Source organism: Clostridium ljungdahlii (genome assembly GCF_001636845.1).
Taxonomy (GTDB): domain Bacteria; phylum Bacillota; class Clostridia; order Clostridiales; family Clostridiaceae; genus Clostridium_B; species Clostridium_B ljungdahlii_A.
This window is the reverse complement of sequence record NZ_LITT01000023.1, coordinates 299,075-319,431: the sequence shown is the minus strand read 5'-3', so window position 1 is coordinate 319,431 and position 20,357 is coordinate 299,075. Positions and strand designations below refer to the sequence as shown.

The window sequence follows — 20,357 nt, the reverse complement described above, 5'->3', positions numbered from 1 at the left end:
TCCATAAAGATTAAACAGCTTCATCTCCAGTTTCTTCTGTCCTTATTCTCACAACATCAGTTACATTTATTACAAATATTTTCCCATCTCCAGGGTTTCCTGTCCTATTTGTCTCTATTAAAGTATCAACAACCTTTTTTACTTCTTCATCCTTAGCCAATACAATGATTAACCTCTTTGAAATTAACCTGTGTACTTCAGATATCTGCTCTGCAACTTTTTTATCTGAAAAATCCACTATATCGCTTCCAGATATATAATCTTCAATTATAGAAAAATCCACCTTTTTCTTACCACGCCCAACAACCTTTTTGCATGTAATAGATGGAAATCCAGCTGCAGCAAGGGCATCTTTTGTCTTGCCCACCATATCCATTCTAATAATAGCCATAACTTCTTTCATCTTACATGCCTCCTTATAATTCATTTGTGCCTGAACTTATTGTATATACTTCCTCCACAGGAGTTACAAATATTTTTCCGTCTCCAAAAGCTCCTTTATTACCGGTTTTTGCACTTTTAGTAATGATTTTTATAATGTCATCCTTATCTTCATCTTTTACTACTATGAGCAGCATTTGTTTTGGTATTTCATCATAAAATATTTCTCCTACTTTCACGCCTCTTTGTTTACCTCTACCTACTACATCAAATTTAGTAACTGCCGGAAACCCAGCATCGCATAATTCTGATAGAACTTCTGATGCTTTTTCAGGTCTAATAATAGCTTTTATCAATAACATATTGAATACCCTCCCCTTTTGTGTTACACTATAAAAAGTTAGAATTTGACCGATTCTGACTTATTTTTTGGGTATATCTCTTGGCGTTTCCATTCACAAACTAAGAGGTATACTCTAGTGTTTTTTGTTTTATTTTTGATATTCATTTTAATCCATCAACCCATGTTCCATAAGTATAGCTTCCAAATCGTCTTGTGCCATTGGCTTTGGTATTACAAACATATCATTTCCATCTATAGCTTTTGCAAGTGCCCTATATTCATCTGCTTGTTCAACTTCAGGACTAAACTCTATAACAGTCTTCTTATTTATTTCTGCTTTTTGAACATCGTGGCTTCTTGGTACAAAATAGATAAGTTGAGTTCCAAGTTTTTTTGCAAAAGCTTCAAGTAATTCCCTCTCATTTTCAACTTTTCTACTGTTGCATATAATGCCTCCTAATCTCACTCCACCGCTGTTTGCAAATTTACTTATACCTTTTGATATGTTATTTGCCGCATACATGGCCATCATTTCACCACTAGCTACTATATATATTTCCTGTGCCTTGCCTTCACGTATTGGCATTGCAAAACCACCACATACAACATCACCTAGTACATCATAAAAAACATAATCCAAATCATCATCATAAGCACCGAGTTGTTCAAGCATGTTAATTGAAGTTATAATACCTCTTCCAGCACATCCAACTCCAGGTTCAGGTCCACCTGATTCAACACATTTTATTCCACCATATCCTTTTTTTAATATTTCATCTAAGTCTACGTCTTCTCCTTCTTCTCTCAAAGTATCAAGAACTGTCTTTTGTGCAAGCCCTCCTAGAAGTAATCTGGTTGAATCTGCTTTAGGGTCACATCCTACTACCATTATTTTTTTCCCCATTTCTGCTAATCCTGCAGTTAAGTTTTGTGTAGTAGTAGATTTTCCAATACCACCTTTTCCATAAATAGCTACCTGTCTCATTTTACACTCACTCCTCACCTATAATTTTTTTATGACAATTATTGTTTAATAATTTATAAAAAATATATCATACCTTTTTAGAAAAATCAATACGTAAATTATTGATTTATTAATATACGTATGCTGAAATCGATAACATTTTTAAAATTCAAGTGTAAAAATTATCATTTTAATAATTATTCACTGACTATTGTTAATAACTTATCATTTATGCTATATTTGTTTATACTATCTTATATAACTCTTACCAATTAATTTTACTTCTTTAATATGTAGTTATATTATATAATGTTTGTATAAGGTGACAGGCACCGAATGGGTATAAAAGTATCCCAATATGGTGACAGGCACCATTGAAAGGAAGGATAATTTATGTTAGAAAATACAACATTAACCCCACAGGAAGTTGCCGATATGCTAAAAATAGCTAAAAATACAGTATATGAATTGATTAAAAGAGGAGAATTGAACGGCTATAAAGTTGGCAAAAAATTAGAGTTGATTTAAATGATGTAGAAAATTATAAAAATAAGACAAAGCACACTACACAAAATGAATCCAGTGATGTTAAAGAAAATGATCTATCTTCTCCTGATATTTTTTATCCTACAAGAGATAATACACATGGAGGCTTTATAATATGCGGACAGGATGTACTTCTCGATATTTTATCCAGATACATAGAAGTTCGCTGCCCTGGTACTAGAACTTTCCGCTCCTACGTGGGAAGTTACAGTGGACTTTTATCACTTTACATGGGGAAAATACAGGTAGCTACCGCTCATCTCTGGGATGGTGATTCAGATCAATATAATATACCATTTGTAAGAAGATTAATTCCCGGAATTCCAACTGTAATAATTCATCTTGCCTGTAGGATGCAAGGCTTTTATGTAGCCAAAGGTAATCCTAAAAAAATTAAAGGTTTTGAGGATTTAAAAAGACCTGATATTACCATGGTAAATAGGGAAAAAGGCTGTGGTACAAGAATCCTCTTAGATGAACATCTTAGATTATTAAACATAAATGGTAGTGATATCAAAGGTTATACAAAAGAACATTTTTCTCACCTAGAAATAGCTAGTACTGTGGCTAGAGGTGAGGCTGATGTAGGACTTGGAAATGAAAAAACAAGTCTTCAAGTTAATAATGTGGATTTTATACCTGTTCAAAAAGAAAGATATGAATTGGTAATGAAGAAGGAGGACATAAATAAAGCTCCCTTTAACTCAATACTTGAAATACTCCGTTCAAATCAATTTAAATCAGAACTCCTAGGAATAGGCGGATATGATCTTACTGAAATGGGAAATATAATAGCAGAACTTTAAGGTTTACCGGCTGCAAATTATGCTTGTTCCCCTTAATTTTAAAACGGCACTGCTTCATTTATTCATTATAATTGTGAACAAATTATAAATAATTTATCCGATGACTACCCGCTCTAATACCCCTACTTTGAGAAAAGCGACTATCACCAAATCAAAGATTTGGGATATCTGCTTTTCTCAAAGTGGTAGTAAAGAGCGGTTACGTCCCTGGATAACAATTTCTAAGCATCAGATTTCATCTGATGCCAAGAACTCTGTTTATAAAATTAATAAATTTTCTTTAAAAAAATATATAATAGCATTAACACTATAGGAAATAACTGGTTAAAAGTCTATAGTGTAGACATAAAAATATAATAATGGGGGGACATATATAATGAAAATATCTTTGAAAAAAGCAACGACTGTTATTGTAGCATTTTTCATGCTGTTTTCTTCTTGTAATATGGCATTTTCTAGTGAAACTGCCTATGCAGCAGATACAAATGTTACAAGCTGTAATGAGATTGGAAAGACCTATTATGGATTTCAACTTACTTCAGTGAAGGATATACCAAAAGTTAATTCTACTGTTATGCAGTTTACTCATGTAAAAACAGGTGCAAAACTAATGTATCTTAAAAACGATGATACCCAGAGAGTTTTTGATATCAGTTTTCGCACCCCTACTTCAGACAACAGTGGTGTAAATCATATTATTGAACACTCAGTTCTTGATGGCTCCAAAAATTATCCTGTAAAATCTCCATTTCAGCAAATGCTTAAGAGCTCCTTGGGTTCTTTCATCAATGCCATGACAGGTGCTGATTATACTACATTTCCTGCAGCAAGTACAAATGAGCAGGATCTTAAAAACCTTATGGGAGTATATTTGGATGCAGTATTTTTTCCAAATGTTACTACTGATCCTAATATATTTAAGCAGGAAGGTTGGAGATATGAACTTCCATCTAAGGATTCTGCTCTTTCAATTAATGGCGTTGTGTACAGTGAAATGAAGGGTGACTATTCGAATCCTCAGTGGCTTTTACGTAATGAAGTAAATCAATCACTGTTTCCTGATACTTCTTATAAGTGGGATTCAGGTGGAAATCCAGAGAATATTCCTTCTCTTACAAGAGATCAGTTAATTTCAACTTACAAGAAAAACTATACACCATCAAACAGCTACATATATTTATATGGTAAATTAGATATAGGACAATATCTTCAATATATTGATCAAAATTACTTAAGCAAATTTGACAAAGTTAATGTAGATACTTCCGTTAAGGCCGAAAAATCACTGTCTAATATACCTGATAAAATAGCTTCTTATCCTATTCCTAAAGATGGAGACACAAAAAAGAAGACTTATCTCTCTTTAAATTTTGTTACAGGCAATATAGGCGATAAGGAAACAAATACAGCATTAACATTTTTGAATTATTTACTTATGGGAACAGACAATGCTCCTCTTAAAAAAGCACTTACAGAAAAGGGTATTGCAGAAAATGTAAGTTCTTCATTTAGTATGAATGGTATTCAGCCAGTATTTTCAATTAATGCAACTAATTCTGATGAATCTTCAAAAGAAGTTTTTGAAAAAACTATTTTTGATACTCTAAAGAATATTTCGAAAAACGGATTTGATAAAGATTTTCTTAAATCTGCCCTGGAATCCTATGACATAAGCGATCGATCTGAAAAACTTGTAACACCTATGCTTGGTGGAAACGGCCTTGTATTATCCCAGACTGCATTGTCCACATGGGTATATGATAAAGATCCTACCATGTATTTTGATACAAGTGACATAATGGAAAAGATAAAGAAATCGGATTCCAATAAATATTTTACAAGTTTAATTGACAAATACCTGATTTCAAACAACTATCACTCAATGGTTGTATTAAAGCCTGAAGCCGGTCTTGAAAGTAAGAATACTGAAGCTACAGCTAAAAAACTTGCAGATTATAAAAATCAAATAGGAGAAGCAGGTGTTAATTCACTTTTAAAAGATACTGAGGATTTTAATGCATGGCAAAAAAGTGGAGATTCAAAGGAATCACTGGAAACTTTACCAAAGCTTTCACTTAAGGATATTAAACCTGAATTGCCAAATTTAAACTATAAGGTTGAAAGTCAATCAGGTATGAAAGTTCTTACCCATAATGCAGATTTAAATGGGCTTTCAAACATAAGTCTTTACTTTGATACGTCAAAGGTTCCACAGGATAAATTACATTATTTGAGCCTACTTTCATCTTTGCTTGGAAATGTAGATACTAAGGAACATAGTTATGATCAGCTTTCAAATGAAATGCTGCAGTATGTAGGAAGTACTATTGGTTTTACACCTTCAGCAGTATCAAGCAATAAAAATCCTAATAACTATAGTCCTAAACTAACAGTATCTCTATTAGCACCTGACGAGAATATTTCAAAGTCTCTTGATATAACTGAAGAAATTATAAATGACAGCCAGTTTACAAATAAGCAGAGAATAAAACAAATTATTGAGCAAAATAAGTCAGCCCTACAGGCAACTTTAACTTCAGGATCAGGCGCGGCTGCAATTATGCGAATGAGTTCCTACATGAGTGAAAGCGGGAGATACAGTGAAGAGCTTACTGGACTTTCCTATTATAAATTCTTACAGGACCTGGACAGCAACTTTGATTCAAAATGGGATGAGATTTCTAAAAACTTAAATGATATACGCAAACTTGCATTTAACAGAAATGACCTTATAGCAACTTACAGCGGAAATGAAAATACTTCTAAAACATTTAAAAATGAGTTAAACCGTATAAGTCCTAAAATTAACTCTCAGGTACTTCCAAAGCAAAAATATACTTTTGCACAACCTGATAAAAATACAGCTTTTTCTTCCACTGCAAAAGTTCAAACAATAATACAGGTTGGAGATTTTAAAAAAGCTGGCTATACCTATAGTGGAAAGATGATGGTACTGCAGAACGTATTAGACAACGGATATCTTTGGAATAAGGTAAGGACAACCGGCGGTGCCTATGGAGTCCAATCTGCATTATCACCTAATGGTGAAGTTATACTTGCATCAATGAGAGATCCAAACCTTAAAGAAACTTTAGATGCCTTTCAAGGTACGGTAAACTACCTTAAAAACTTTCAGGCAACAGACAGCGAAATGACAAATTACATCATAGGAGCCATTAAAAGTTTTGCAAATTTAAAATCTAGTGGACCTCTCGAGGAAAGTTCTCTTTGTGATTCAATGTATCTTACAAACTCTTCTGTAAATGATCTTTTGAACTATGAGAAAGAGGCACTTTCAACTACACCAGATGATATAAGAAGTTATGGAAATATGCTGGATCAAATTCTAAAACAAAATATATACTTTGCAGAAGGTTCCGCAGATAAGATTGAACAAAACAAACAATTATTTAATGAGATTATAGATATGCAGAAATAAACAAAGGTGCCTGGCACCGAATGGGGTTGTAAATGTCCCGCCCGGTGCCAGGCACCAATTTTATTCTATTCCAGTTTTTATATTTTCTATGCAGGCTTTGTGTATGCCTCTTTCCTCCATGGCCTTTACTGTTTTTTCATAGTCATAAGTAAATTCTACAATAGTACTTTTTACATCCTCGTCCGGTTCCATTATGAGATAAGTTCCATTAGGTCTGCCTATTTTAGGTTTTCCAATGCTTCCATCATTTAAGAGAATTTTATCACCATATTTCTTTCTATAAGGAATATGAGTGTGAGCACATATTAGAACATCTTCTTTTAGCACTCCCATTGCCTCTTCCGCTTCTTTGGAATTTTCCTTTAAATATTCATTTATGGATCTATTGCTTCCATGTACAAAATGGAATTTCTTATTTTTAAAATTAAGTACTATTTCTCCAGGAAGGGACTTTAAGTAATCCCTGTTTTCCTCTAATAGCTCTTCTGCTGCCCAGGGCATACAGAATTTATTGACTTCATTGTCTCTTATGTAATTAAATTTTTTTTCAAGCACTGCTGCATCGTAGTTGCCAAGTATATTCAATATATGCTTTTCTCTTACAAGCTGAATTACTTCATTAGGATAAGGTCCATATCCTACTAAGTCTCCAAGGCATATTATAGTATCAATATTTTTCTTTTCTATATCACAAAGTGCTGATTTAAGTGCTTCCAGGTTTCCGTGTATATCGGAAATAACTGCTATCTTCATAGTTTATCGTTCCTTTCTCTTTGGTGCCTGGCACCGAATGGGGTGATAAATGTCCCGCCCGGTGACAGGCACCTGGTGGGATAAATTTTTATATCTATCACAAAATATACTGAGGTGATTTCATTGAAAAAGAGTTTTTTATCAAGTTTAATATTATGTTTTGTGCTGTCTACAGGTGTGGTTCACGCACAATCGTCAACTTATACCGTAGTATCCGGAGATACCATGTGGAAAATTGCAGTAAAAAACCAAGTGGGAATAAGTGAACTCATATCTGCCAATCCACAGATTGCAAATCCTGCTATGATAATACCAGGACAGAAGATATCTATTCCAAATATAGATGTAAAAACAATGGAAAATCAAGTTGTACAGCTGGTAAACCAAGCAAGAGTAAATTCAGGATTGCAACCATTCACAGCAAATTGGGAATTATCAAGAGTGGCCAGATACAAATCTCAAGATATGGCTAACAAAGGATATTTTGATCATACATCTCCTACCTATGGTTCACCTTTTACTATGATGCAAAACTTCGGTATAAAATTTACTGCTGCTGGTGAAAATATTGCCATGGGGCAAAGAACCGCTCAGGATGTAATGAATTCCTGGATGAACTCTCCAGGACATAGAGCCAATATTCTAAATCCAAGTTTCAATCAAATAGGAGTTGGTCTCGCTAAAAGTTCTAACGGAACGTGCTATTGGACCCAGCAATTTATAAAGTCCTATTAAGCAACAAGGTGACTGTCACCGCATTGGAACATTTATATTCCACTCGGTGACAGGCACCAAAGCAAAAAAGGAGGTTACACCCTCCTAAATTCACATAATTATTTAATTGATCTTCTATTTTGGATTAGTTCTCCAACTCCATTAACTGTCCCTTCTATGTGTGCTACTTTATGAGTCAAATTATCTATCTCAGCTTTTCTTACATTATTGCTGTGTTCTATTGCTTTTACTACATTATATATCTCATCTTGTCTTTTTTCCATGTTGTCAAGTCTTTTTTCCACGTTGTCAAATCTTTTTTCAATGTTATCTAATTTTTGCAAAGCAAGTTGAAATATCTGATTTGTTTCCTTATCCAAATTTTTCACCACCAATAAAGATACTGTTTTTATATTATATCATCTATAATTTTATATTTCAATCTCTAAAATATGGCAGTCTATGCAGCTATCTGACTGGTGCCTGTCACCCTAACGGGATATTTATAGTCCACCGAAGTGCCTGTCACCTTATTGCACTTTCCACGTACATTCTATATAGTTCTCTCTTTCTGCTCTGAATGAAATAAGAAAGTATTCTATCCGAATTAATTAGTTTTTCTTTTCTTTTACCTATTAACATAGGATAACTGCTCCATTCATAATCTTCTGGTTTTTTAACTATGTTAGCCCTCACTGGATTTAAACTTATGTATCTACTTGCTTCTAAAATATAGCTGTCACTGTCTATTATCTGAGAACCATACCGTCCCTGAAAAAGGTGTCCATGATAATCATATTTATTATTAAAATACTTAGCGTAAAAAGTATTTATTTTGCCCATTAATTTTTTTATATGAACCTTTTTTGTTTCAATTTGAAGATGAATGTGATTAGTCATCAGACAGTAACTTAATATTTCAAATTCGTTGTTATAAAATTTTATAGAATGCTGTAAATTCCTAAGATAGACACAATAATCTTCTTGGCTTTTAAATATATCTTCCTTTCTGTTTCCTCTAACTGTAATATGCAAAATTGAACCTTCACGCCATAATCTATTTTTTCTTGGCATTTCTATACCTCACAGATAAATTATTTTTCTGTGATTATAACCAAATTATTGTGTTTTAAACATAGGTGCCTGTCACCAAGTGGGATATAAATATCCCACTTGGTGACAGGCACCGTATTGGAACATTTGTGTCCCGCTCAGTGACAGGCACCTATTATGCTATTCTTCCAGTAAATTTTTAAGGTTTTCCGAACTTACTGTACAATTATCTATAGCTCTTTTAAGTTTAGTTTTTTCTTGATTCAGTGCAATGCTAGAATCTACTTCAGTAGGCTTATCAATGACCCCTACACTATATTTAGCTTGAGCTGCTTTAAAATCATCTTCAGCATTTTGAAGATTTACTTGTTCCTGACTAACTAAATCATTGGCATTCTTTAAATCATAATAAGCTTGAACCAACTTTATTTGAGTTGCTAATTTTAATTGGTCTAACGCAGAAGACTGTTCTTCTATATTTATCTGAAATCCTCTAATTTGGTTTGCATATTTTCCACCATATGACATATATGTACCAGTTTTAGATTTTAACAAATCTAGACTGCTTTGCTGCTTTATTACATCTGGATTTTTATCTATTGCATTTTCAATTCTCGTATCTATACCAGTATCGTCAAACTTTACATACTTTTCTTCAATTGGTGTAAGTATAATTTCTTGAGACATATCCAAATTTAAATATTGTTTTATATTTAAAAGCTCAGACTGCAGTTGAACTTGTAAATTATTTAATGAGGTCTGCAAACTTGACTTTTGAGTTTTTAGAGTTTCAAGACTACTATCAGTTGCTTGTCCTAATTGTATTTTTAAATTCTGATTTTTTATTTTATCATCCAAATTTTCAATTAGCTTTTTTGTATTTTCAATATCTTCTTGATCACATAATGCATTGAGGTATTGCTTTTTTAAATCATTTTTTATGGATTTTAACTTTTCATCTCTATCCATTTTAGTATTGTTCAAGTTACTTAGACTTTCTTTATAGTTATAATCTTTTTGTAAATGATAGTCAACATCATCCATACTATCATCTGGTGCAATTGACTTTGATTTATCATTTTCATATTGCTTATTAAGTACTTCTATTTTTTTATCTAACAATTGTAAATCAGGATTTACCTGATCTATGTTATTTAATGCATCCTCCAAATTAATATTTCTTGAAACAGATATTGGATTTGGATCAGAAACTTCACTTTGTTGATTAGTTGTAGTGCCCGCATTTTCTGCAAATGTAACACTCGATGCAGATAGTATAACTGCTATACCTATTACAAATGAAACTAGTTTTTTCATAAACAAACTCTCCTTTATAAATTTTCTATTGTTGTGCATTAAACTAATAGGATGATAAACCTGTAGAAGTTGAAAATCCCTTATTTACTTCACAATTCATCTTAAACTGCTCAAGCCAATAATCTCTCTTAAGAGATGAAACATTATCTACTGCTTTCCTATAAGTTAATTCACTATCTTCAAAATCAATTCTACTAATAACACCAACTTCATATTTTTTACTTGCTATATCATAATTTTTCTTCGCCATATTATAATTTTGCATAGCACTATCTATCTTGCTTTTTTTGTTTATTAAAGTATTATATTCATTAGTTACATCTTTTTGTATAGTAATCTTTTCAATTTCAAGATTATTTTCAGCTGCATCCAAATCATATTTTGCTTGTTTATTGTTTATATTACTTTCATCTGGATATCTCTCACTTGCTATGTCATAAGATTTTTGTTTTAGTTTTACATATTCGCTGCAATTCAAGATTTCTGATCTATTCTTCAAAGCTAAATCCAAATAATCACTTACTGATCTATTATCAGTAGTATAATCAGGTAATTTAGTTGAAAAGCTTACATATTCTGCTTTTATATCTTGTCCCATAGTCTTATTTATATTCATCTCATCTATATTCATGGATCTCTGAATTTTTGAAAGTGTTAAATTTTCGTTGTTATATGATGCAGCATTTTTCTTACATTCTAATTGTGTTATCGTACCAAGATTCAATTTAAGTTTTGAAGTAGTATATACATCGTATAGTTTTTTAATATTTTTTTGCTCCGTATCTATGCTATCTTGATCGGATAACAGTTTTATATACTGTGTATACAAATTTAGTTTAACAGAATTTTCAATAGACTCCTTGTTATTTTGTGCTGTAGTTAGCTCATACTGAGCCTCTAAAGGTTGTACATCTCTTATCTTTATAAGTTGATATATCTGGTCATCTGTCAATGGCACAAAATTTGCAAGCATTGCTTCTTCTTCGGGGGTTTTATTTGGTTTTGATCTAAGGTCCAACATATTTTGATTCATTACTAATTTAGTATTAGCATCGTTTGCAGCATCCTTTGCTTGATCACATACATTTTGATCAGATTGTACTGAATAATCCTCCATTTTCAAATCATAAGAATTCTTAATAGTAGAATCTAATGCAGCATCAATGTCTAGAGAATTGTTTTTAGCAAATACTGCACCACTATTAAATACTACTGCTAAAAACAATATTATAATGGTACTACTTACCTTTTTCACTCCACCACATCCTTAAATATTTTATATTACCAATGAAAATATTATACCATTAGTATGGATAATTTTCTATATCAATCCATTTTTGCTATACGCATATTATACTTATTTTTTGTTAACAAAAAGGAGCCGTGCACTAATTTCTAGTGCAACAGCCCCTTTCTAAAATTAAATTAATTTATTAGTTTACTTTAACATCAACAGTAGTAAATGGAGTATCATCATGTGCTCTTTGTATACCAACTGTTACATATTTATCTCCGCTTCCACTAGTAGTTTTAGTTATAGTACCAGTAGATCCATTAGATATAGAATAAGTTGAAGCTGTTGTTCCATTCTTATTTACAATTACTATTTTACCTAAAGTAATATCATTAACAGCATCATAAGCTATATCATTATCATCTATATCCTTAATACTTCCGCCATTGTTAGCATTAGCATCGCTCTTAACAAATATAATACCATTTTGAGCTATTCTAATTTTTCCATCACCCTCTGATACATTAGCACTTATATCAGAAGCTTTGATCATATCTTTTATTGCTAAGCTACTTCCACTATCAATTTCTACTCCACTATTTAAAGCAGCACTTGAAATAGAAGGAGTTGAATCTTTGACAGTTAACGTTGTAGAAGCTGCATTGTCTCCATCTACTGCACTAACTGTTATTGTTCCTATATCAGGATCGGTATCATTACCAAGCAATGTAGCAACATTAGCTGATGCCAAAGCACTACCATAATCAGATGTTGTTGCTGAAGGAATTGCTACTACAAAATCGCCATCAGAATCTGGTGTAACAGTAGTAGTATATGCATTAGTACCAGGAACTAATATGTTTTTATTGCTAGATGTTGTAATAGTTATTGTAGCTGTTGTATCTTTTCCCAAATAAGTTCCATTTGAAGAATATTTATTTACGTTAAGTTTAACATATTTATCATTATTATTATCTGCTGATTTTGGATCTAAATCTAAAGTTAAATCCTTAGAATTTGAATCAGTAGCAGCTGCCTCAACTTTAATATTGTTAATGGATGTATCTCCTGTAGTTGTCAAAGAGAAAGTTGTTATTATACCATTTTTATTATAAATTTTAAGGCTTCCACTTCCTGCATTTGAAGCTCCTGTAATTGTTACATAAGCTTTTCCATCAGACTTATCGTCAGTTGTAGATGGTGCTGCAGTAGTTACATTAGCTATAATAGTATCTCCATCTTTAACTACATCTTTAGTTGATCCACTGTCATATGTTCCAACTTGAAGCTCATTATCATTTGAAGGAGTAGTAGCACCATTCATAGGAGTAATATCTATAGGATCACCCAATTGATCTTTTGTAGTTAAGTAAAAAGAAGTTGTTGCAGCTTTTCCCACTTTAATAGATGTGTTATCTGCACTAACAGTTGTAACTGTTCTCTTAGTATCACTAGTTACAGTATAACTATAATCCTTTGATGTACTTCCTGATTTAACTGTCAATGTAAATGTTCCTGCGTTATGTGTAGTAATTTCACCTTTAGTTTCATCAACAGAAGCTACAAATGGATTTGAAGAATAATATTTTAGGTTGTCTCCTGTAATTGTTACATCAGAAGCATCTGCTATATCACCTTTTACTTTAGTAACAGTTGCTGTTTCACCTTTAATAAATTTACCACTTGTTATTTTGCTTGTCGTGCTACCTGTCACACCTTCTTTAATAGTTATGTCAGTTAATGTATCTGCAGTCTGATCACCATTTATAATATTTATTGTTTCATTTCCACTTTGTGCTATTACTTGATCGTCCTTAGTAACTTTAACTGAATATTTGAAAGTATCTACACTAGGAGAAGCAGTTAACAAGCTATTTAGTTTACTCTTATTCAATACTCCGTCTTTACTTGAATAAGTAGTACCTGATTCTGTTGAATCAAATACATCTTTATTTGCTGTAAATTCCACTGAATATCCTGCATTAATTAAATCTGAAACTGATACTTTAGTTCCACCATTTACAGTAAACTGTAATTGTTCATCATCAGCTTTTGAGTTTACATACTGATCTTTAACTGTTTCAACTGAAGTAACTGTACCACTAAATACAGGCTGTATACCCTTAACAGCGTCATTGATTTGACTAACTATACTATCTGGAACAACTCCTGTTCCTCCTACTAGCTGTAAATCAGTAGTCTTTGTAGCTTCACCTTTAATATAAGCTACAGCATTATTAGTTGCATCTGTACCATCTTTGTCAACTAATACTAATGGTGCAGCGTTCTTTCCAGCTAATGCGGAAGCAACTAATGCATCTGCATAAAGATTATCTGGATCTGCTGCGCTTGCATTTGCTACATATAACTTGTCAGCCTTTAAGTCTTTGCTGAATGCCTTTAATACAGCTAAGTTAGTATCAAATCTGCTTGATCCACCATTTACTCTAGTAGCTGTTGATCCAAAAGCATCCTTTATTGCATCACTTATAACATTTGTAGTTCCAACAATTGTAACCTTGGATTTGTTGTCATTTACAAAATCAATTGCTCCTTGAGTTGAAGCTTTATCATTGTTTGCCAATAATAAGATTTGTCCTTTTGCTGCTGCTACTGGTGCTACGGAAAGTGCATCTGCAAATCCTTGTCCACCAACTACCATAACATCACTAGCACTAACTCCTAATTTAACTAATTGTTTAGCTACTGCTACGTTAGTTTCGTATCTGTTTGATCCACCTAACTCTGTTAAAGTGTACTTGGATTTAAGTCCAGCTCTTATGCTCTGTGAAATTGAAGCAGTTCCTCCAACAACATATACATTCTTTGGCTTTAATGTGTCTAATGCAGTTTGTGCATCTTGGCTAAGTGTATTTCCTGCAGTTAACAGTATAGGTGCTCCTAATTTTTTAGCTAATGCTGATGCACTTACTGCATCTGCATATCCTTCACCTGATACTAATACAACATTGTCTGAAGTTGTCCAGTTTGTTGTAGCAACCTTTGCAGCTGTTGCATATCTGTCACCGCCACTTACTCTTGTTACTTGTCCTTGTGCTGCTTTAACAGGACCTGCTGATAAAGCTGTAGTTAATACTAAGGACATAAGTGTAGCACTTGCAAGTGCCTTTGTACTTTTCTTACTCATATTGTAATACCCTCCTCGATTAAGTGAATTTTAATTAAAATTCTTTATATATATATATATATTTTAAATATATACTTTCTTAAAATGTCTTCCCATGCCATTAAGTGTTATTTAAGTAATTTTTACAATTATGTATGTATTCTTTTACAATCCCATTCCTTTACACTTATACTGCTTGGTCAACATTTATGAAACAGACCTTATTATACCACATATAAACTACACATTCTACTAATTTTGTGCAATCTTACGCGATTTTTCATAAAATTTTAATATTTATATAACAATAGTAACAAATTCATCCTCTATTATATCATAATAAATCCATAATTTCTACGGTTTACACCTTATGATAAAGGATTTATAAATTACTATTAATAAGATATGATTCAATTATACAACATCATTTCTAGTTTTTCCATACTTTATGCCGTAGTAATTTACGGTTATATGGGAAATATATACCTATTATATGTCTGGAAATTAATAATCTCGTTTAATTATACTTCTAGCACTTATATATTATTCTACACAATCTATAAAAATCCTTTTTTTCAATTCATAACTTACAATTCACAGTTCACAACTTTTTTGGGTAAAAATTTCTAAAAAGTTCAAACTTCAGATTATACTCAAATATAACTAAATATAGTCATTTACTATACAAATGACTATATTTATGAGAAAATGACTATATTAAAGATATGATTATTAATAGATTAAAAGGGAGAATATTATAATGAATTTTGATATATATATTGTAAGAGAACTTATAAAAAATTCTAAAATACAATGGCGTGGACATATACTTATGCGAATGCATCAAAGAAAAATAAAAATAAAGGATGTAATATATATGAATTGTGTTTTATGTAAGTCAAATTTAGTTCAAGGCAAAGTTAATCATATTGTAGACTTGGATGGACATATTATTATAATTAAAGGAGTCCCAGCAAACATTTGTAAACAATGTGGAGAATATTTTATTGAAAATGATATAGCATTGAAATTAGAAAAAATAGTTGAAGAAGTTATGAAAAATAAAGTTGAAATATTCGTTGTAAACTATTCTGAAGTAGCAGCTTAAAAAGTTTAAAGTGACCAAATAAAGAATTAACTATTAATTCTTAACTAAAAAAAGAGCCCAAAGGCTCTTTTTTACTCTATTCCTATGATTTGCAAATCATCAGTACTTTGAAGGGTATTTTGTATGTCCTGGGAAACAACATCTGTTCCACCAACTATTACTACATTTGAGTTATCCTTAGCATTTGCAAATATGTAACTGTTAGCATCTATTACCTGTGCCTGTCCTGCTCCTAAACCTGTTAAAACAACCGGTGAACCAGTTTTTGCTGCTGCAGCTGATGCTACAAGTGCATCTGCAAATTGATCTTCTGCCGCTCCACCTGCTGCTACATATATATTGCTAAAATCCAAACCACCATTGTTTTCAAAGTAATTTAAAACGGCTAAGTTTGTAGCAAATCTATTGGCACAATCTGCATCACTTGTAACTTTAGTTCCACTTACGGAAGCTACTACATCTTGTGGTAAAACTCCACTTCCGCCTACTGCTTGTATAGTTAATCCTTTGGAAGTTATTACATCTTTAACTACAGGTGCTACTTGAGTTTTAGATGCAAATAATACAGGATATCCCTTTTGAGCTGCAATTGAAGCTACTGAAAGTGAATCTGCATATCCATCCTGTCCATTTACGAGTACTGCATTTTTCTGATTGCTCATGCTAAGAACTTTTTTGGCAACTTCTGCATTAGTTCCCATTCTAGTACTGTCTGTAACACCAGCTATACGTTCTACATCATATTTATCTTTTAAAGTATTCTCTACATCTGTAGATACAACTCCCGTACCACCAACTATATATACTTTTGTTGCTCCCAAACTACTTATAGTTGAAGCAACTTCAGATTCCAAAGCATCTCCATGAGTTAAAAGTATTGGGGCATTAAGCTGTTTTGCCAAAGGCGTAGCACTTACTGCATCCGCATATCCGTATCCATTTACCAATATTACATTTTGAGATTTACTAAACAAATCTAAAGCTACTTGATTAGCTGTGCCTATTCTTCCTCCAGCCCCACCATCTGTTCTTTTTACTGTAGCAGCTTGTACATTTGCAGCGCCTAAAGTGACTGATAGTACAAGGGCAGTCAATATAGGGCTTAAAAACCTTCTCTTTTTCAACATTAGTTTACCTCTCCTTCAATTAATTATTAACATATATAAATTAATTATATAACAATAGCAGCTTTTTTTATAGACAATATAAAATTTTTTGGTAAATATATTACTATTCCGAAATACTGGTAACTTTTTAGTACCTTTTTAAATACACTAATATTGTAAGCAAAATATACGAGGTGAAATCATGGCATTTTCATATAGAGAACTGCTTGCTAGGATTATAAAATGTGAAGCAGGCGGTGAAGGAGAAAATGGTATGAAAGCAGTAGCAACTACCATTATGAATAGAGTTAGAGTTCCCTATGGGGAATATCAGAGAATGGGTCAAGGTGACCTTAGGAAGGTACTTTATCAAAAAGGACAATTTGACTGCATGCGTACTGAACTAGGGGGCGCTCCCAATCCTCAAAATATCTGGTCAACAGTGCCCGAAGAAATACACTATGACATAGCAGACTGGGCACTTGCAGGCAACAGATTATTTACTGCAGGCTACTCTCTCTGGTACTTCAATCCCTTTGCCCCATGTCCGTGGACTTTCCCTTACACTGGCACAGGAAGTTTTCAAGTAAAAGTAGGAAATCACTGCTTTTACGATCCAACGGAACTATATGCTAAAACTTGATTATTAATAAATATGGAGGTATTTTAATGATTTCAAATTATCCCAATTACTTTAGGACTATGCCCATGACTCCTGGACCTGAACCAGAAATGCCTGAATTTGACTCTAATGATGAAATCCGTCAAACGCCAATGCCATCTCCTACACCAATGCCATCCCCTAGTCCTTTTGAAATGGCTCCAGGTTCTCCAGTGCAGCAGGATATAAACTACACTCAAGGTTACTTAAGAACCCAAATAGGTAAAAGAGTTAGGGTAACTTACCTTTTAGGTACATCCACACTCCAGGATCGTACTGGTGTATTGGAAAATGTAGGAATTAGCTATATAATAATAAGAAATGAAGAGACAAATACAAAAGAGCTGTCAGATATATATTCTATAAAATTTGTTGTCATTTTCGACTAGCTTAATCAATACACAATTCACGATGCACAGTTCATAATTGGCAATTTTTAATGTAAAAAATAAAGAGTTCCTTTTCATAGGATCTCTTTATTTTTCATCGTCAATTTCTTCTATTTCAAATTTATCAAATTCAAATTCATCTATAAAATTATCGGAATTGAAAGATGTCTTACTTCTCCTATTATATTCTTCCAAGTTAGCAGGAAGCCAATAAGGCTTTTCAATGTCAAATTTCCTGCACAATTTCAGAATACAACTTTTTAAATTTTCCTGATAATTTTCTCCGCCCTCTAATACAACTACTCCATCTTTTACTATTTTATTGTGCTTAACTAACTTTCCCCATATTTTCAGCATTTGACACACCCTTTATCAATTCACAATTTACAATGCACAGTTCACAATTGACAATTTTTTTAATTTTCGTCTTTCAGTTATTAACTATTTCTTTCATAAGATTCTATAAATGAATGTTTTTCTCCATCTTTTTCCCAGCCTAATATAGAATCTATATTTACATTTTCAGTGGCATGGAAAATTAATTTATCTATGTCCTTATTAAAATCCTTTTTCAACTTCTTTATCATATCCTTAATTTCATAACGCTTATTTCCTATTCTTTTTGCTGCAACCATACAGGCACAATTGAGAGGCCATATACCACTTGATTGTATGAAACGTTCAATGTAAGATTCTTCTACATAATAAAGAGGTCTTATAAGTTCTATTCCTTCATAATTTTGAGATCTTAGCTTTGGCATCATGGTTTTAAAGCTTCCCGAATAGAATATATTTAAAAGAGTTGTTTCTATAACATCATTAAAGTGATGCCCAAGTGCAAGCTTATTGCAGCCAAGTTCTTTTGCTTTAGAATACAGTGCACCCCTGCGCATTTTTGCACACATATAACAAGGATAATCTTTTGCAATATTATCTACTACATTAAATATACCGGACTCAAAAATGTGCACTGGAATATTTAGATACTCACAATTACTGACTAAAAGCTTTTTTATATCTTTATGATATCCTGGGTCCATAGCAATAAATTCTAATTCAAAATTTACTTTCCAATGTTTTTGAAGCTCCTGAAACAATTTAGCCATAGTCAAGCTGTCTTTTCCACCAGACACTGCTACTGCAACTTTATCTCCTTCTTCTACCAGTTTAAACTCACTTATTGCCCTTACAAATTTAGACCATATATGCTTTCTATATCTTTTTGTAATACTATGTTCTATCTCTTTTAAGGGCTTTCTTTCATTAAAAGGAACTAATATGTCACATCCAGTTCCTGCAATTTCATCCATACTATCACCGCCTTTTTTACCACAACAATTATAACATTTATAATTTGTAAAATAAACATTTCTATAGTGTGGAATCAAAAGCTGCCTTGTTAAATTTTAGGACATATATCTGAAAACTCTATGCTGAGCTGTTCATCCATATTTTCGCTGTAAATCATCTTATTGAATTTTTCTTCTATGACTTTAACAGGAAGCTTTACAGTAAATGTACTTCCCTGTCCTACAGCACTCTTTACACTAACTTTACCTCCATGCATCTCAGCAAAACATTTTACAAGATAAAGTCCTATGCCGCTTCCCGCTTTGCCATTTATGGGTGATTTATCACACTGCTTGAATTTCTCAAATATAAATTTAAACTTGTCCTCAGGTATTCCTATACCCGTATCTTTGACACTTATATATACATTATCGTCTTTGTCTTCAACCCCTATACATATAGTACCTTTTTCAGGTGTAAATTTAATTGCATTTGAAAGTAAATTTAGAATAATTCTCTCTATTTTATTGTAATCTAAAGCCATAATCTTCTCTTCTTCATTGGTATCAAAAATCAAATTTATGCCTTTCCCTTTAGCATAAGGAATTAAAGATAAAGTAATATCTTCAACAAAACTTACAATATTTCTGTTGTGCAGCTCCAATTTGGCAAATCCTGAATCCAATTTGCTTAAATCCTGTAAGTTATTTATAAGACGCATAAGTCTATAACAATTTTGCTTGATTATTTTAAGATACTGACTCTGTTTCTCTAAAGTACCTCCGTTTTTATATTCCGTACACAATGACATTACCTGTGATGCAGAAAAAATAACATTCAAAGGTGTCTTAAGTTCATGAAATAAGCCATATATGAACTGCAAAATTTTTTTATTGAGTTCCTGACCTTCATTTAATTTCTCATTATTTTTTTTCGCATCATTTTTAAGTTTCTCTATTTCTCTTTCCAAGCTTAGAGTATAATTCATCATAATTAAATTTTTTAGCTCATTTTCATTAATTTCATCGTCTTCATTAAAATTCTTCATAAATCTCCACCCGTTTCCATATAATTAATAATTACATTTTATTACATTAACTTTGTTAAATGTATATATAAATTATAT

At 32.3% G+C, this 20,357-nt stretch carries 18 protein-coding genes and 1 pseudogene; 6 read left to right on the top strand and 13 right to left on the bottom strand.

Annotated elements, in window-relative coordinates; all coding sequences use genetic code 11:
• Window positions 1-10 precede the first annotated feature (10 nt).
• From WY13_RS11150 to nifH, 3 genes are all read right to left on the bottom strand, one after another.
• Window positions 11-403 (bottom strand): P-II family nitrogen regulator, encoded by a 393-nt coding sequence (locus tag WY13_RS11150; RefSeq protein ID WP_063555729.1) that lies wholly within the window; start codon window positions 401-403, stop codon window positions 11-13.
• A gap of 13 nt (window positions 404-416) precedes the next feature.
• On the bottom strand, window positions 417-743 hold the full coding sequence (locus tag WY13_RS11145; RefSeq protein WP_063555728.1) for a P-II family nitrogen regulator: 327 nt from the start codon (window positions 741-743) through the stop codon (window positions 417-419).
• A gap of 147 nt (window positions 744-890) precedes the next feature.
• Complete coding sequence (nifH, locus tag WY13_RS11140; protein ID WP_063555727.1) at window positions 891-1,709, bottom strand: nitrogenase iron protein; 819 nt, start codon at window positions 1,707-1,709, stop codon at window positions 891-893.
• Between the two features lie 372 nt (window positions 1,710-2,081).
• Between nifH and WY13_RS11135 the strand changes: the two are divergent.
• Window positions 2,082-3,040 (top strand): annotated as a pseudogene (locus WY13_RS11135) (substrate-binding domain-containing protein).
• 376 nt (window positions 3,041-3,416) lie between these two features.
• On the top strand, window positions 3,417-6,479 hold the full coding sequence (locus WY13_RS11130; protein WP_063555726.1) for an insulinase family protein: 3,063 nt from the start codon (window positions 3,417-3,419) through the stop codon (window positions 6,477-6,479).
• Window positions 6,480-6,539: 60 nt separating this feature from the next.
• Here WY13_RS11130 and WY13_RS11125 read toward each other — a convergent pair whose 3' ends face one another.
• Entirely contained in the window at window positions 6,540-7,232 is a 693-nt protein-coding gene (locus WY13_RS11125) for a metallophosphoesterase family protein (RefSeq protein WP_063555725.1), read from the bottom strand.
• Window positions 7,233-7,355: 123 nt separating this feature from the next.
• On the opposite strand from WY13_RS11125, the gene safA reads away from it, so the two are divergent.
• A complete protein-coding gene (gene safA / locus WY13_RS11120) occupies window positions 7,356-7,967 on the top strand; it encodes a SafA/ExsA family spore coat assembly protein (RefSeq protein WP_063555724.1) in 612 nt (203 codons plus the stop codon).
• A gap of 98 nt (window positions 7,968-8,065) precedes the next feature.
• Here the strand turns inward: safA and WY13_RS11115 are convergent, their stop codons facing one another.
• From WY13_RS11115 to WY13_RS11095, 5 genes are all read right to left on the bottom strand, one after another.
• On the bottom strand, window positions 8,066-8,326 hold the full coding sequence (locus tag WY13_RS11115) for a hypothetical protein (protein WP_063555723.1): 261 nt from the start codon (window positions 8,324-8,326) through the stop codon (window positions 8,066-8,068).
• 145 nt (window positions 8,327-8,471) lie between these two features.
• Window positions 8,472-9,020, bottom strand: coding sequence for a transposase (locus tag WY13_RS11110; RefSeq protein ID WP_063555722.1), 549 nt, complete (start codon window positions 9,018-9,020; stop codon window positions 8,472-8,474).
• A 159-nt stretch (window positions 9,021-9,179) separates the two neighbouring features.
• Window positions 9,180-10,316, bottom strand: a complete 1,137-nt coding sequence (locus WY13_RS11105; protein ID WP_063555721.1) for a TolC family protein — start codon at window positions 10,314-10,316, stop codon at window positions 9,180-9,182.
• Window positions 10,317-10,359: 43 nt separating this feature from the next.
• Entirely contained in the window at window positions 10,360-11,571 is a 1,212-nt protein-coding gene (locus WY13_RS11100; protein WP_063555720.1) for a TolC family protein, read from the bottom strand.
• Window positions 11,572-11,749: 178 nt separating this feature from the next.
• Window positions 11,750-14,698 (bottom strand): cell wall-binding repeat-containing protein, encoded by a 2,949-nt coding sequence (locus WY13_RS11095; RefSeq protein WP_063555719.1) that lies wholly within the window; start codon window positions 14,696-14,698, stop codon window positions 11,750-11,752.
• A 739-nt stretch (window positions 14,699-15,437) separates the two neighbouring features.
• On the opposite strand from WY13_RS11095, the gene WY13_RS11090 reads away from it, so the two are divergent.
• Window positions 15,438-15,785 carry a type II toxin-antitoxin system MqsA family antitoxin gene (locus WY13_RS11090; protein ID WP_242866445.1) on the top strand — a complete coding sequence of 116 codons (348 nt, stop codon included), beginning with the start codon at window positions 15,438-15,440 and terminating at the stop codon, window positions 15,783-15,785.
• Window positions 15,786-15,856: 71 nt separating this feature from the next.
• On the opposite strand, the gene WY13_RS11085 is transcribed toward WY13_RS11090, so the two are convergent.
• Window positions 15,857-16,912: a cell wall-binding repeat-containing protein gene (locus WY13_RS11085; protein WP_063555718.1), complete on the bottom strand. Its 1,056-nt coding sequence runs from the start codon at window positions 16,910-16,912 to the stop codon at window positions 15,857-15,859.
• A gap of 181 nt (window positions 16,913-17,093) precedes the next feature.
• Here WY13_RS11085 and WY13_RS11080 point away from each other — a divergent pair, with 181 nt between their 5' ends.
• The gene (locus tag WY13_RS11080) at window positions 17,094-17,534 is read left to right on the top strand and encodes a cell wall hydrolase (protein ID WP_063555717.1); all 441 of its coding nucleotides are present in this window, start codon (window positions 17,094-17,096) and stop codon (window positions 17,532-17,534) included.
• Window positions 17,535-17,560: 26 nt separating this feature from the next.
• A complete protein-coding gene (locus WY13_RS11075; protein ID WP_063555716.1) occupies window positions 17,561-17,941 on the top strand; it encodes a hypothetical protein in 381 nt (126 codons plus the stop codon).
• Window positions 17,942-18,028: 87 nt separating this feature from the next.
• Here WY13_RS11075 and WY13_RS11070 read toward each other — a convergent pair whose 3' ends face one another.
• The 3 genes from WY13_RS11070 to WY13_RS11060 form a co-directional block, all read right to left on the bottom strand.
• Window positions 18,029-18,298: a hypothetical protein gene (locus WY13_RS11070; RefSeq protein ID WP_063555715.1), complete on the bottom strand. Its 270-nt coding sequence runs from the start codon at window positions 18,296-18,298 to the stop codon at window positions 18,029-18,031.
• Between the two features lie 80 nt (window positions 18,299-18,378).
• Window positions 18,379-19,251: a tRNA 2-thiocytidine biosynthesis TtcA family protein gene (locus tag WY13_RS11065; RefSeq protein ID WP_063555714.1), complete on the bottom strand. Its 873-nt coding sequence runs from the start codon at window positions 19,249-19,251 to the stop codon at window positions 18,379-18,381.
• Window positions 19,252-19,340: 89 nt separating this feature from the next.
• Window positions 19,341-20,279 carry a sensor histidine kinase gene (locus WY13_RS11060; RefSeq protein ID WP_063555713.1) on the bottom strand — a complete coding sequence of 313 codons (939 nt, stop codon included), beginning with the start codon at window positions 20,277-20,279 and terminating at the stop codon, window positions 19,341-19,343.
• Between the last annotated feature and the right edge of the window lie 78 nt (window positions 20,280-20,357).